12 protein-coding genes are annotated in these 15,402 nt (G+C 45.8%); all 12 read left to right on the forward strand.

Features of this window, described 5'->3' with window-relative positions:
• Nucleotides 1–880 (forward strand): LamG-like jellyroll fold domain-containing protein (locus tag U9Q77_04500; GenBank protein MEA3286616.1); only part of this gene is annotated, 880 nt, incomplete at its 5' end.
• 446 nt (nt 881–1,326) lie between these two features.
• A complete protein-coding gene (locus U9Q77_04505; protein MEA3286617.1) occupies nt 1,327–2,832 on the forward strand; it encodes a glutamine synthetase family protein in 1,506 nt (501 codons plus the stop codon).
• A 306-nt stretch (nt 2,833–3,138) separates the two neighbouring features.
• Nucleotides 3,139–3,876 carry an NAD-dependent deacylase gene (locus U9Q77_04510; GenBank protein ID MEA3286618.1) on the forward strand — a complete coding sequence of 246 codons (738 nt, stop codon included), beginning with the start codon at nt 3,139–3,141 and terminating at the stop codon, nt 3,874–3,876.
• 127 nt (nt 3,877–4,003) lie between these two features.
• Entirely contained in the window at nt 4,004–6,019 is a 2,016-nt protein-coding gene (locus U9Q77_04515) for a tetratricopeptide repeat protein (GenBank protein ID MEA3286619.1), read from the forward strand.
• Nucleotides 6,020–6,103: 84 nt separating this feature from the next.
• Nucleotides 6,104–6,934, forward strand: coding sequence for a phosphatidate cytidylyltransferase (locus U9Q77_04520; GenBank protein MEA3286620.1), 831 nt, complete (start codon nt 6,104–6,106; stop codon nt 6,932–6,934).
• Nucleotides 6,935–8,782 (forward strand): peptide-binding protein, encoded by a 1,848-nt coding sequence (locus U9Q77_04525; GenBank protein ID MEA3286621.1) that lies wholly within the window; start codon nt 6,935–6,937, stop codon nt 8,780–8,782. It abuts the gene before it with no gap.
• A complete protein-coding gene (locus tag U9Q77_04530) occupies nt 8,782–10,167 on the forward strand; it encodes an ABC transporter permease (GenBank protein MEA3286622.1) in 1,386 nt (461 codons plus the stop codon). The genes U9Q77_04525 and U9Q77_04530 overlap by 1 nt, the downstream gene beginning before the upstream one ends.
• On the forward strand, nt 10,167–11,201 hold the full coding sequence (locus tag U9Q77_04535) for an ABC transporter permease (GenBank protein MEA3286623.1): 1,035 nt from the start codon (nt 10,167–10,169) through the stop codon (nt 11,199–11,201). The genes U9Q77_04530 and U9Q77_04535 overlap by 1 nt, the downstream gene beginning before the upstream one ends.
• Nucleotides 11,202–11,300: 99 nt before the next feature.
• Nucleotides 11,301–11,537 (forward strand): type II toxin-antitoxin system Phd/YefM family antitoxin, encoded by a 237-nt coding sequence (locus tag U9Q77_04540; protein MEA3286624.1) that lies wholly within the window; start codon nt 11,301–11,303, stop codon nt 11,535–11,537.
• Complete coding sequence (locus U9Q77_04545) at nt 11,524–11,898, forward strand: PIN domain-containing protein (protein MEA3286625.1); 375 nt, start codon at nt 11,524–11,526, stop codon at nt 11,896–11,898. Before U9Q77_04540 ends, U9Q77_04545 begins: the two co-directional genes overlap by 14 nt.
• Nucleotides 11,899–12,084: 186 nt before the next feature.
• Nucleotides 12,085–13,926: a glutamate mutase L gene (locus tag U9Q77_04550; protein ID MEA3286626.1), complete on the forward strand. Its 1,842-nt coding sequence runs from the start codon at nt 12,085–12,087 to the stop codon at nt 13,924–13,926.
• A 3-nt stretch (nt 13,927–13,929) separates the two neighbouring features.
• A complete protein-coding gene (locus U9Q77_04555) occupies nt 13,930–15,057 on the forward strand; it encodes a hypothetical protein (protein ID MEA3286627.1) in 1,128 nt (375 codons plus the stop codon).
• Nucleotides 15,058–15,402 lie beyond the last annotated feature (345 nt).

A 15,402-nucleotide genomic window follows, 5' to 3' on the forward strand; every position in this document is an offset into this window, starting at 1 on the left:
GCCAGGGGACTGGGAAGTGATCATGGATCGACGGACCGTTTTTTCCTGGTTTATTATTCCGGATGCCGTAACCCCAACAGGCGATTATGCTTTGAAGTTTGGTGTTCGTCATAGTGATGCGCTGGAGGATACTCTGAGTTCGGTGGCACATGATCAGGTCGCCCTGTTCTTCGATCATTGGTACCATATTGCCGTGGGTTATGATGGCAGCACTGCCCGAATGTGGGTGGGACCTTATGTGGTGGATAGCACCAGTACTGGAAGCTGGGAGCTGACGGCATCAACCAATGCCATGAATATCGGTGCACGACATTGGGGCAGTTATGAACGTCAACTGCATGGTGCTTTGGATGAGATTCGTGTGCTGACTGATGTACCCGACCCTGGTGACCTCGAGCTAAACCGGAATGGGACTCAGTATAGTACCAACAGTGCCACCCTGCTGTTGATCCATTTGGACAATGACTCTCCTGATCCAGTCTATCTCACTGGCACGGGGCTGATCAGCTCATTATTTGGGAATAGCATTAGCAGTCCAGATTACATCGATATTACCAGTGACCTTCCCTTTGACAATAGTAACACAAATAGGGCTCCTTTCATTTACCCTGTTTCAGCCAGGAGTGGCGGGGAAGGGGAGCTTCTGGAATTTACCTTGTATGCCTATGATGAAACAGAATCAGTTCTGACCTGGGAGGCAGTTTCCAACTTACCTGCAGGTGCCGCATTTGAACAGTCAGATAACAACGGTAGTTTTTCCTGGACACCATCTATTCAACAATCCGGCAATTATTCCCTTTCTTTTCAAGTGAGCGATGGGGAGACTGTGAGTCGGGTTTATTTTGGGAGTGGTGGAAAAAAAATAGAAAATAGAAGATAGAAAATAGAAAAACTTGCCGGGTCGAAGCTGCCTAGCGAAAACCGGTAGAAAATAGAAAATAGAAAATAGAAAATAGACGCCACCGCAAAAAGTATTTAAAAAAACATGAATATCGACTTAACTAAAATATTCTTAACAGGTTACGGAAATATAGCGTATGTTTATGATAATCAACACTTTGCGTCTCTGCGCGCTCTGCGAGAGGGACTTTTTGCGAAGGCGTCAAAATAGAAAATAGAAAATAGAAAACTTGTACGTAGGCAATGTCAAAACATATTTACCTTCGACCTTCGACCTTCGACCTTCGACCTTCGACCTTCGACCTTCGACCTTCGACCTTCGACCTTCGACCTTTCGACCTTTCGACCTTCGACCTTCGACTTTTCGACCTTCAACCTTTCGACCTTTCGACCTTCGACCTTAGACTAAAATACATGGAGTAATATATGAGTTTATCAGTAGCAGCCATCCTGGGAATCAGTCCCAAAAATTTACAGCGGAGCGATCTGCTGAATTTTATCCACCAAAATGATATAAAGCGAATCACTTTTCACTACACAGCCGGTGATGGTCGCTTGAAGCAATTGATCATTCCAGTTAATTCCATGATCTATGCCGAACGTATCCTGGCAGCAGGGGAACGAGTTGACGGTTCCAGCCTTTTCAAGGGCATGGTAGGTACCGCATCCTCAGATCTTTACGTTGTACCTGTATACGCTTCAGCATTTCTGGATCCCTTCGATGAGAAAAGCATCAGCTTTCTGTGTCGCTTCTTGGATAAAGACGAAAAACTGGCCGAATTCTGTCCTGATAATATCCTCATGTGGGCTGCAGAGCAACTCAGAGAAAAACATGATTATGATCTATGGGCTTTGGGTGAGCTTGAATTCTATTTGATCGGCGACCAGCCGGAAGATCGTTACCCCATGCCTTTTCAAGCGGGTTATCACGCCTCAGGACCTTTTTCAAAATACATCGATATGGTTAAGGAGATGTTGGAGATCATTGCCGATATCACCGGTCATGTGAAGTATGGTCACTCTGAGGTCGGGACGATTAAAAGTATTGAGAGTCGTGATCAGTTTCTGAATGGCAAGTATGCTGAACAGTTTGAAGTAGAATTCCTACCGGCTCCCATTGAATGGGCTGCTGACTATCTGAGTCTGGCAAAATGGGTCGTGCGTAATGTTGCAGAGCAGTACGGGTTACTTGCTACGTTTTCTCCAAAACTTGAGATAGGCTATGCTGGAACTGGACTCCACTTCCACATGGAATTGTTGCGGGATAACAATAATGTGATGACCAATGCCAATGGTGAGCTTTCAACAGTAGCCAAACAGGCCATCGGAGGTCTCCTGCGTTATGCGCCATCCCTGACCGCTTTTGGTAATACGATTGCTGCCTCTCATTTGCGTCTGGTCCCCGGTCAGGAATCACCAACCCGCCTATTCTGGAGTGACTTCAACCGCTCTGCTTTGATTCGAGTTCCACTGGGGTGGCGGCATGGTGAGGATATGGCTTCGGTAATCAATCACCGTCTGAAAGATCGTTATCGTTCTCCTTTCAAACGGCAGACTATTGAGTTGCGAAGTGCGGATGGGTCAGCCCATGTCCATCTGCTGCTGGCTGGCATTACCCAGTCTATTATTTACGGGTTGGATCACGGTGATGTCTCGCTCAATTTGGCTAACAAACGCTATATTGGATCGCAAGTTAAACCCAGTGAGGATATCCCGGATTTACCGCCCAGTTGTTATGAGTCTGCTAAATATCTTACAGAAGAAGCCGAGCTATATGCTGACTTGATCCCCAAGTACATATTGGAACATGTGAGTGAACAATTGATTAATGAAGGCGATGAGCATCTCACAGAAGAACTTGAAAAGATGACTGAAGCAGAAAAGATCGAACACCAACGGGAGCTCATGCATCGCTGCATTCATGTGGCGTAGTGGTTGAAATTTGAAAGTTGACGAAACCGCTAGAAGTATCTGAGAATTCATGAAATGTGCCCTGAAACCATTAAATACAACCATATATAGTGAATACTCCTAAATCCATATATATCAACACTCCGCGTCATTTCGATGAACTCAATACAACGCTCTGCGCGCTTTGCCTGTGCGGCGAAGCTTGTAGAGCGTAGACGTGCGAGAGGTACTTTTTGCGAAGGCGTCAAAGTTGAAAAGTTAGCCGGGTCGAAGTTTTAGCGCAGATTGGTTGTTATAAAGAAATGATCACCAACTATATTGCCCGCCATGTTGGGAAACCAGATACCATTTGATAAATTTACGCGGAACAGCCGAGTTGTGTTTTTCACTGGTGCAGGTATCTCAGCTGAAAGTGGGATCTCCACTTTTCGTGATCCAGATGGGCATTGGTCAAAATATGATCCAATGAAATTGGCCAGTCCTGAAGGTTTTAGGGCAGATCCAGAACTGGTGCTGGGGTGGTATGCCGCACGGCGCCAGACAGCCCGTGAAGCACAACCAAACAAGGGACACCTGGCTATTACGCAATTTCAGAAACTATTTCCCAATTCCGTGGTTATAACCCAGAACGTTGATGGTCTCCATGCCAGAGCTGGCAATGACCCGGTTTGGGAACTGCATGGAAACATTCATCGACACAAATGTTTTAAATGTGGAACAATGGGTGAATTGAAACAGGATCAGGAAGCTGAGATCAACTATTGTCGTTGTGGTGGTATGTTGAGACCAGATGTTGTCTGGTTTGGAGAATCCCTTTCTGTCGCTTTGCTTAACGAGGTGTATGAAGCTGTGGCTCGCTGCAAACTATTTTTCACCGTTGGAACCTCCACGCAGGTTTATCCCGCTGCTCAGTTACCGTTTGAAGCGCAGGATCATGGAGCATTTGTAATTGAGATCAATCCTGAAATAACCCCCTTCAGCACCCGAGCGAATATCAGCATAAGGGATTCGGCAGGGGTTGCTCTACCTGACTTATACGAGGAATTCTATGCTGCACTTTCATAATATGATCCTTTCGCACCGACCTTATGCCCCTGAGATCATTAATTTACACAGATGAAAACTCATGAAACTCACAAAACCCAATAACCCAAGAACCCAAGAACCCAAGAACCCAAGAACCCAAGAACCCATGAAACTCAATAACTCACACACACACAAACTTTTAAGTCAGTATTCAATTTCAAGAGTCAGTCTGCTCGCTCTATTAGCTATCACGCTGGGAATACAGTCCTGTGCCTATTACAATACCTTTTACAATGCGGAAGAGTATTTTGTCGAAGCCCAAAAGCTGACCCGGGAGAATCAGGCCGAGAAGGTGAGCCGGGAAGAAATCAATCTTTACTCAAAAGCCATTGAGAAGTCCAAAAAGCTGCTGCAACGGTATCCTGAGAGTAAGTATCGGGATGATGCCCAGTTCCTTATCGGCAAGTCGTATTACTACAAGGGTGATTATACACTGGCAAAAAGATATTTCGATGATCTCGCACTGAATTATGCTTCATCCCCCTATGCCCGGGAAGTTCCCCTCTGGATCGGTCGCTGTCTGGTTCAACTGGGGGATCTGGAAATGGCTCGCTACGAAGCCTCGCGGATCACAAAGGGGAAAGCTAGTCGCGGTTTGCAGGCAGATGCTTTGCTGCTTATGGGCGAGATCGCTGTGAAACAGGATAGCCTGGCTCTGGCGGAAACTTACCTCAGGCAGGTTATTGATCGTTCTCCAGATGGATTCACCAAGGCTCAGGCACAGTTTCAGATTGGTCGCATGCGTGAAAATCAGGTGGATCATGAGGGCGCTCTGCAAGCGTTTCGATCTGTTGCCAAATATCGGCCTTCAGAATCATTGAAAGTTGAAGCAATCATTCGTCAAACCGCCATGCTGAAAGCTTTGAACCGGGATGAAGATGCAGTTGAAATGATCAAGGAAATGCTTCTCAGCGATAAATTTGTTGAGATCCGGGGTCAACTGGAAGTGGAGCTTGGAAAACTGTACCTGGTTATTGGCGAAGAAGACCGGGCTGAATCAAAGTTGAATAGCATCCTTGAGGATTACACCAGGAAGGAAGTGGCTGCCGAGGCAGATTATGTCCTGGGAGAGCTGTATTTAACACGAAAATTTGACTATAAGGCTGCCCGAGCGGCCTACGCAGATATCAAGTCTCAATCTGTGCGATCCCCGTTTGTTGGGAAAGGAACTCAACGAACGAAACAGATCGACCGTTATGAGAAGATTCAACTGGATCACATCAATTTGCAGAGACAATTGGCTGGTCTTCCAGCCCTGGTGAAAGAGAAGAAGAAAAGCACTGCCAAGGGTCGTGGCAGTCGCAGTGCAAAATCACGAGGTCGCTCACGGAACGCAAGACCGGGAAATCCTGATGATCAGGAAGAACCGGCTAGTCGGAGCAAACAAAAAACTCCTGATGAGATTGTGGCAGTGAGTTATGAGGATTCCATCCGCATCTTTAAGAGTATTGATGAGAACCGATATTCTCTAGCTGAATACATGCTGTTTGAATTTGCCAGAGTGGATACTACAATTGAGATCCTGAGTGCTCTGGAAGTCAGCAGTAGTGATTCAACCCTCAAGCATCGCTCGGCCTATATGCAGTATTATGCTCTTGAATCTATCAAAGGAGATCCGGGGGCTGGTCGACAAGTGCTGGATCGCATCAGTACGAGTTATCCGGATTACTATGCCACCATCATGGACGAATCTCAAGCTCAGCTTCCAGAAATTGATCCTGACCAGGAGCGTTACCTTCAGATCGCCGTTCTGTTCGATAATGGACAGTATGCCGCCGCCAGCCAGCAATATTTAACCATACGAGAAGATTCTACCGTTTCTCGTGGGTTGCGAGCCAAGTCCAGCTTCAATCATGCCTGGCTTCATGATCATTTTCTGTATGATCGTGATGAGGCGCTGGCTGCCTATATCTACGTTGTGGAACATTTTCCCGATGATCCCTTGGCTCTTACCGCTCAAGCCCGTTTGAGAATACTTAAACAGGAAGCGGTAGTTGCTGAAGAGACGGTGACCGAGGTACCTGAGGATGGGTCTGGACAACAGGATGCCGCTGAAGACCGTCAGCAACACAAAGAGCCCAAAGAGGGGGATAAGGAACGGGAGCTGGGGTCAAAAAAATAATAATCCCACCCTATTCATTTCTATCACCCCTAACCGAAAGGTGTTGGCGATAAGGGGCTCTGCCAATAGCTTCAAGGCTTAAATATGTCACTGAAGAATGTCATAAAACGTGCTCCCGTAACCATCATCGGAATTCCGACCCTCATCGGTTTCACCCTGTACACCTATGAACTATTTATGATCTTTTTCACCATCGCCGGAATTCTTATTCTGGGGGAGGTTTATAGGATCTCCCGACCCAATGGAACAGATCCGAATATCTGGCTGGGGTTTCCCCTGTATCTGACTCTGGTGGCTGACCAACTGTTAAATCAAGGGCATTTTCTGGGACCTATCCTCATTATGTGCGTACTCTTGTTATTGATCGTGGAAATGTTTCGTAAAAAAGCACACGTCCTGGAAAATATCTCTGTCACCTATTTTGGAGCAGGATTTGTGGCGCTGGCCATGGCCTACTTTATTAAGCTGCAACAATTGGGCTATACAGGTAGTGGGGGTCACCTGGGTGGGGTTGCTGTTCTCACTGTATTTATCGGTGTCTGGACCTGTGATACATCGGCTTATTTTGTCGGCTCAGCCATCGGCAAGCACAAGATATTTCCCCGAGTTAGCCCCAATAAGAGTTGGGAAGGGTCAATTGCCGGTTTACTGGGATCACTGATTGCCCTGGTTCTGATCGTAAAAGCCGGCTGGCTGCCGGGTCTTGATTATTTCGATGCCATGGTGCTGGGACTGATTACCGGTGTGGCCGGACAGGCAGGTGATTTTGCCGAGTCACTGGTCAAACGGGATGTGGGTGTGAAAGATTCATCCAACCTGCTGCCAGGACATGGGGGCGCCTGGGACCGTCTCGATTCCATTCTGTTTGCTGCACCCCTCAGCTATCTGTATTTAAGTCTGGTTGTCGGTTTATAAGTGAAAAAATCCTTTCTGATCCAATTCATCATCCTGATCCTGCTGATCATTTATACAAACATTGGTGACCGAAGTATTGCAGAAATTAGCGATGAACCGCTGGGAGATGCTGGTGGTATTCGGGTGGAATTGGCAGAGGATGCCACAATTTTTGAGAGCAGTCCCGGCGATCTGTCACCTGAAACCGGTGGAACCATGGTCATGGCGATCTCAGCCGAACCGGAAAATCTGAATTATTATACTTCTACCTCAGCTGCAGCAACCCGTTTTCTGGACTATATCTACGAACCATTACTTGACTATGATTTTGAGACCTGGCAGTATGATCGGCCTGTTCTAGCTGAGAGCTTTACCATCAGTGAAGATGGAATGACCTTTACTTTCAAGTTGAGAGAAAATACATACTGGCATGATGGTCAGCCACTTACAGCAGATGATGTATTGTTCTCGATCAAGGCGATCCTCAATCCATTTGTAGATGCAGCTCCCCAGAGAACTTCCTTTTCCAAGGTTGTGGAAGCCCATACAGAGGGTCCCTACATCTTTTCCGTCACCAGTTCTGAGACCTATTTCAGGAATCAGGAGATCCTGGGTGGCTTCGCCATCATGCCAAAACATATCTGGGATCCCCGGAGTTTGATGGATCGCTTTACCCTTGCTGATCTGCTCAATCCCACCATCACCCGCGAAGAAGCTGCTATCAAAGAATTTGCCGAAGCTTTTAATACCCATTCTCAGGGGAGACCAGTAGGTGAGGATGCCGAACCAATTGTTGGCTCTGGTCCCTTCAAATTTGGTAAGTGGATCACCGGTGACTATATGTCCCTGATTCGCAACGATGACTACTGGGGTGCTGATGACACCTACATCAAAGGATTTAGTGACAGGGGCGGCTACCTGGATAAGATCATTATTAAGGTGGTTCAGGATGCCACTGCCAGATTGATCGCACTCAAGGCTGGTGAGATTGATTTTATTCCCCGCATGCGGGCCATCCAATATTTTGAACAGACCAATTCAGCAGAATTTCTGAAAAATTATCAAAAGGTCTCTTATGTCGTTCCGGCTTATAGTTACATCGGTTGGAATAATGATAAACCATATTTTAAGGATAAACGGGTGCGCCAGGCCATGACCATGCTCATTGACCGGGAAGCCTATAATAAATACATCGCCTATGGCATGGGTATTCCAACCATCGGTCCTTTTTACATTTATGGTGAACAATACAATCACAATATTGAACGCTGGCCCTTTGATCCCATCAGAGCGGTTGAATTGATCGAAGCAGCCGGTTGGATCGATCATGATGGTGATGGCATTCGCGATAAAGATGGTGTCGATTTTAACTTCACTTTTTCTATTTCTGCTGGATCAACCAGCTCTAAGTACCTGGCACTCATGCTCAAAGAGGATTTACGTAAGGTTGGGATCGTCGTAAATATTCGTCAGCTCGAATGGTCCGTCTATGTGGAAAATCTAAGGGATCGTCAGTTTGATGTTGTCTCGCTGCTGTGGATCGGTGGGCTGGAAGCTGATCCCTACCAGATCTGGCATTCTGATAATATTGGTGATCGCGGTTCCAACTATATTGGATTTCGCCATGCCGAAGCGGATTCGATTCTTGATCATGCTCGTTTTGAGATGGATAAAGAAAAGCGTAATGCCATGTACCATCGGCTCCAGGAAATTCTCCACGATGAACAACCCTACACCTTTATGTTTGCCCAGCGTGATCCTGCTGCGTATCTGAAAGAATTCCGGGGTGCCAAATGGATCCCCATCAGACCGGGTTATAAGATGTATAGTTGGTGGAGAAGCTCTGCTTCCCTGGGGAGCCCCATCTGATGTGGCGCTATTTCCTGAAACGGATTCTGTTGATCTTTCCCACCTTGTTTGGGATATCTATTATCACGTTTATCATCATTAAGCTGGCACCCGGCGATCCCACGGCCTTTAAAATGGGTGATCAGCAGACCGGGATGTCATCCGACCAGAACATGGCCAAACAGGTCATTGAGCAAACCCGTGAGATTTATGGGCTGGATAAGCCCCTTATGCTGAATTTTACCATCTATAATTATGAAGATAATTGGATCGAAGTAAAAGAATACTTGAGTGCTGGTAAGCCCCTTAGTGGTCGTCAATACGATGATATTATCGAACCGCTGAAGCAGGCTGATGAGGTTGCTGTCCCATTCCTGGTTGGGCTATTGGAGAGTAATACGCTTGGTGAAGTGGAAACGAATGTTGTCCTGGATATACTGACCATCAAACAGAAACTCAGTATTAGCTCCCTGATGAGCCTGGAAAAGCAACTGGAGTATGTCAATAACTGGTGGTATGGTGGGATTGATTCAACCGGTGTCTCCCGGCAGGCTGCCAAAGATCAATATATTTACACTGGTGTTCAGAAGTTCAAGATGATCTTTACTGAAGCCCAGTACCCGCGTTGGCTGGTGCGGATGATGTTGCTGGATTTTGGCAATTCCATCAAAGATAATCGTCCGGTTTGGGATCATATCAAAGAGAGTGTCCCGGTTTCTCTCATATTCACCTTCATATCATTTATCCTGGCCTATATGATCGCTATTCCACTGGGTATTTATTCAGCCACCCACCAATATACAACGGGTGATAAGGTCACAACGGTGATCCTCTTTATCTTGTATTCACTACCCAACTTCTGGGTGGCCACCATGGCCATTGTGTTTCTCGGTGGTGGGGATTTTCTAGATATTTTCCCGGTTTCCGGTTTGCACAGTCTGGGGGCGGAAGAGCTGGGCACCTGGGATTATTTAAAGGATCTGGCTCATCATGTAGCTTTACCCCTTATTATCTGGACCTACGGTAGTTTCTCAGCGCTTTCCCGCTATATGCGCGGATCCATGCTGGAGGTCATTCGCCAGGATTATATCCGGACTGCCCGGGCCAAGGGTTTGAGCGAACGGGTTGTGACCTATAAACATGCTTTGCGGAACTCCCTGATTCCCATTATCACCATGTTGGCAAATTTGCTGCCTCTGGCGATCTCCGGATCGATCATTATTGAATCGATTTTTTCCATTCCTGGTATGGGACAACTGAGCTTCAATGCCGTACTCTTTAGAGATTATCCAATTATTATGGCTGTGACCACCATCAGTGCCATGTTGACCCTGTTTGGTATCCTGTTATCTGATCTGCTGTACGCTTTGGTTGATCCTCGCATTACCTTTGAGGAGAAAAACTGATGAGGCAGATGGCTCCAGCTCGTACCTACACTCAGATCGTTGCGTCGCAATTCAACAAGAACAAGCTAGCCGTGATCTCTCTGCACATCATTTATGTATTGCTGTTTATATTTATTTTTGCTGATTTTCTGGCCAACGATAAGCCCATTGTCATGCATTATCAGGGGAAGACCTATTTTCCCATCGCTCGTGAATATGGTGTGAATTGGCTGGGTATGAACTGGCAGGATGAATTTAAAAGTCAGCAATTTAAAATATTGGAAGCTGATTATGCGGCAGGGGACTGGGCTATTTATCCGCCGATCCCATACTCGGCCAATGAGTATAATTTGAAGGTTAAGCTTCAACCGCCCAGTATGGCTCATCCTTTTGGTACTGATGAATTGGGTCGGGATGTCCTCTCTCAGATGATCCACGGAGCCAGGGTCAGTCTATTGGTGGGATTTGTAGCAGTGGCGATCTATGTGATTATTGGGGTATTCCTGGGAGCGCTGGCCGGTTTCTACGGTGGTATCATCGATATTGTCATCCAGCGACTGATCGAGATCATGATAACCTTTCCCCGTATGTTCCTGATCATCACCATTGTAGCGGTTATGGAAACCCAGTCCATTCTTAATATCATGGTGATTCTGGGATTAACTGGCTGGACAGGTGTGGCTCGTTTCACACGCGGTGAGTTTCTTAAAGTTAAGAATGAGGATTATGTGGTAGCTGCTAAAGCGCTGGGATACAGGGACTTCAGGACAATATTCCGACACGTTTTACCGAATACTTTGACACCGGTTTTGGTGACAGCAACGTTTGGGGTAGCTGCAGCCATTCTCATTGAATCCGGTTTAAGTTTCCTGGGTTTTGGAGCACCACCTGAACAGGCCACCTGGGGATCACTGTTGAGTAGTGCCCGAGATATGTTGCCTACTGGGTGGTGGTTGACTACTTTCCCGGGTCTGGCGATTTTTATTACAGTAACCGTTTATAATCTGGTAGGTGAGGGATTGCGGGATGCCCTTGATCCTCGGCTTAAACAATGATTTTGGATTGGGATTGCACCTTGCATAAGATATCAACTTTTTGTATGATGTACGTATTGAGTATATGACAAGTACGTTCATATTAGAGGAGGAATATTTATGAAGACCATAACGCCAACAGAATTAAGAAGTAATATATACAATCTCCTTGATGAAATTTTGAGTACTGGAATTCCGATTGAAGTAAATAAAGGGGGCGAGAAGCTTAGAATTGTACCGATTGGAAAGGTAGATAAACTAAAGAACCTCATTTCACGGGATGGTGTTATTAATGGTGATTCTGATGATCTCGCTGGTGTCAGTTGGGAAAAAGAGTTAAGTCTTGATTTACCTTGATACACATATAGTTGTATGGCTGTATGCTGGAGAAATTGAAAAACTGAGTAAGCGATCAATTGATTTGATCAACGCGAATGATCCATATATATCAGCTATAGTGAGACTGGAGTTGCAATATCTATATGAAATTGAGCGTATTACAGATACGGCAAATGAAATTATTGCTGATCTTTCAAATAGAATTGGTCTGGAAGTGTGTGACAAGAATTTCAACGACATCGTTATGGGTACTCTTGATCTGTCCTGGACCCGGGATCCTTTTGATCGTATTATTGTAGCAAATGCCGCAGTGAACGAGAATCTCTTAATAACCAGAGACAAAAACATTCTGAAAAATTATGATCTTTCCAGATGGTAGTTCAAAGTCTTGAAAAAATGCAAGGACGCGGTAAGTCGGACTTTTTGCGACGCCATCAAAGTTGAATTTAAAAGATTTGTGTATTAAGCCCAGTTGCAAAGATTTAACCTGGCTGTTGTTATAAAAAATAGCATCCGTGAACATCTGTGTTAACCTGTGGCCCAATAATAAATGAAGGACAATAAAGTGGCTGGTAAAGAACTCAAGACGATCCTGGCAACTGATTGCGGCTCAACCACAACCAAGGCAATTCTGATCGAATTAACCGACCAGGGATATCGTTTAAAGACAAGAGGGGAAGCTCCTACAACAGTGGAGGCCCCCTTTGAAGATGTGACCAAAGGTGTTTTGAACGCTATTATGGAAGTTGAAGAGCTTTCCGGTCTGAAGATCCTGGATGGTGATCAGATCATTCATCCCATGAAAGACAAGAATACCGGCGTAGATGTATATGTATCGACTTCCTCCGCTGGAGGTGGCCTCCAGATGATGGTTGCCGGTGTGGTTAAAGCCATGACTGGTGAAAGTGCCGAACGAGCTGCTCTGGGTGCTGGATCTATTGTTATGGATGTTCTGGCCTCAAATGATGGTAGACTTCCTCACCAGAAAATAGAACGAATTCGTCAACTGCGTCCGGATATGATTCTGTTGTCAGGTGGAATCAATGGTGGCACTGTTTCCCATGTTGTGGAATTAGCAGAGGTTTTAGCTGCAGCCAATCCTAAACCACGTCTTGGTCAAAATTATAAGTTACCGGTTATTTATGCCGGCAATGATAAAGCTCAGAAGAATATTGAAGATACTCTTGGAGAAATAACTGATCTTGATATCATTGAAAATATTCGTCCCGTACTGGAAATTGAAAATCTGGGACCAGCCCGTGATAAAATTCATGATCTATTCATGGAACATGTCATGGCCCAAGCTCCAGGCTATAAAAAACTGATGTCCTGGACCGATGCACCTATTATGCCCACTCCGGGTGCGGTTGGCTCCTTGATCGAGATGGTTGCCAAGAAAGAAAATATTTCAGTAGTTGGCGTTGATATTGGGGGTGCAACCACTGATATCTTCTCAGTTTTTGAAGGGCAATTCAATCGGACAGTGAGTGCTAACCTGGGCATGAGCTATTCAGTCTGCAATGTCCTGGCTGAAGCAACTCTGGAGAATGTCCTCCGTTGGGTACCCATTAATATTGATGAAGGTGAGCTCACCAATCGTATTGGCAACAAGATGATTCGACCCACCACAGTTCCCCAGTCTATGGAAGAATTGATTATTGAACAGGCCATCGCTCGCGAGGCTTTGCGCTTGTCATTTATCCAGCACAAGTCTTTCGCTGTCAAGCTGAAAGGTGTGCAGCAGGAACGAACCATCTCGGATGCTTTTGATCAATCCGACTCAGGCGAGACCCTGGTCAATATGATGGACCTGGACCTCCTGGTGGGTTCCGGTGGTGTTCTGTCACACGCTCCCCGTCGAGAACAAGCCATGCGGATGATGATCGATGCCTTCGTACCTGAAGGTATCACCCAACTCGCTGTTGATTCGATCTTTATGATGCCCCAATTAGGTGTCATGGCCAATATCGAGAATAGTGATATGGCAGAGAGTGCTCGTACTGCTGCTGTTGAAGTTTTTGAAAATGACTGTTTGATCCGCTTGGGCACCTGTTTGGCTCCCATTGGCAAAACGAAACCGGGCCAGACCTTATTGACAGCTGAGTTTGATCTGCCGGAAACAGGCAAACAAGTTGTGGAATTGAAATACGGTGAGATCATCGTCATCCCAGCTCCATATACTGCTATTAAAGCTAAACTGATTCCTGGTAAGAACATGAATATCGGGAAAGGTAAAGGCGAGGTTTTGAACACTGATATCTTTGGCGGTACGGTAGGCCTGATTTTTGACGGTCGGGGACGTCCTTTCGAACTCAGCCATGAGAAATCAACCAGAATTGAGAATTTGAGGAAATGGTCCAAAGCGACCAATGAATACCCCGATACCAAAGCATTGGGAGGAGCATAGATTATGGCTCATGCATATACCCCGGGACTAAAAGTCCTTCACGAAGCAAAAGTTGATAAAGATCGCATCCTGCCTCTAAAGGGGGATGTATTGGTAGAAAAAGATGCCCATGTCGATCCTGACGATATTGTAGCGCGCACGCATTTACCTGGGAATGTCCAGATGCTGAATGTGGCGAATACATTGAATATTGATCCTACGGATGTCAAAGATGTTATGTTGAAACAACCTGGGGATAAGCTGAAAAAAGGCGATATGATGGCCGAGACCAAGGGTTTGTTCGGCTTTTTTAAATCAAGTGTTATAGCACCTATTGATTGCACCCTGGAAGCAATCTCGCCTGTAACCGGTCAGGTTGTACTCCGTGATGCACCCATTCCAGTGGAAATTGATGCCTATATGAGTGGTACGGTTGCCGAGGTTATCCCAGAAGAGGGGGTAGTGATTGAAGCTGATGCTGTCTTCATCCAAGGTATCTTCGGAATTGGTGGTGAGAGCAGAGGCGAGTTGGCTATTCTGACAGATACCCGTGAGGATGAGTTAACCGCTGATATGATCAAAGCTGAACATGCCGGGAAAGTATTGGTCGGTGGATCATTCTTAAGTTTGGCAGCCTACAAAAAAGCTCTGGCTATGAAAGTGGCTGGTGTGGTTGTTGGTGGCTTCAATTATTTTGACCTGGAAGAGATTTTGGGCTACACCCTGGGTGTCGCTATCACAGGATCAGAAGATCTGGTAACCTCATTGGTTCTAACAGAAGGTTATGGTGAGATCAGAATGGGATCACGGACCTTTGATTTGTTGAAACGTCATGCAGGAAAATTCACATCCATCAATGGTGCCACTCAAATTCGGGCGGGTGTTATCCGGCCTGAGATTGTCATTCCTTTAGCCCATGAAGACTTAAAGGGTGATGCCCATGTCGCTAAAGTTAATGAAGGTATTCAGGCTGGTAGTCTGGTTCGGGTCATCCGGGCACCTTACTTTGGTCGCATCGGAACAGTCGTTTCACTACCTGCACCCCTGCATAAGATGGAATCTGAGACCATGGTTCGGGTGGCAGAGATCAAGATTGATGATGATGTCATGACGATTCCAAGGGCCAACCTGGAGATGGTCGAAACGGACTAACGAAACTGGTTTTCAATCGAGTGTAGAGAGCTCAAATAAGTTTCAAAACCAGTTTGGGTTCACTTTGCTCTCCTGAAAATGAGTTTAACTAAAGCAAATTGAATTAAAAAAAGGTTCTTCCCCTAAATGCGTACCTGGAACCATAGCAAGAAAAATTGTGTGGGCAAACGATGTTAGGAATATTTACCAGGCATATAACAATCCCGGAGGGATTAAATACGAATAGCTACGGGTGCAACCCGTAGTATTCATAATCAAGAAATAGAACAAACTCTGGAGGAGTTTAACCCTGTCAACCTACACCCAAATATTGTATCAGATCATATTCTCTACAAAGGGAAGAAA

Source organism: Candidatus Neomarinimicrobiota bacterium, from assembly GCA_034716895.1.
GTDB lineage: Bacteria > Fidelibacterota > UBA8477 > UBA8477 > JABMPR01 > JABMPR01.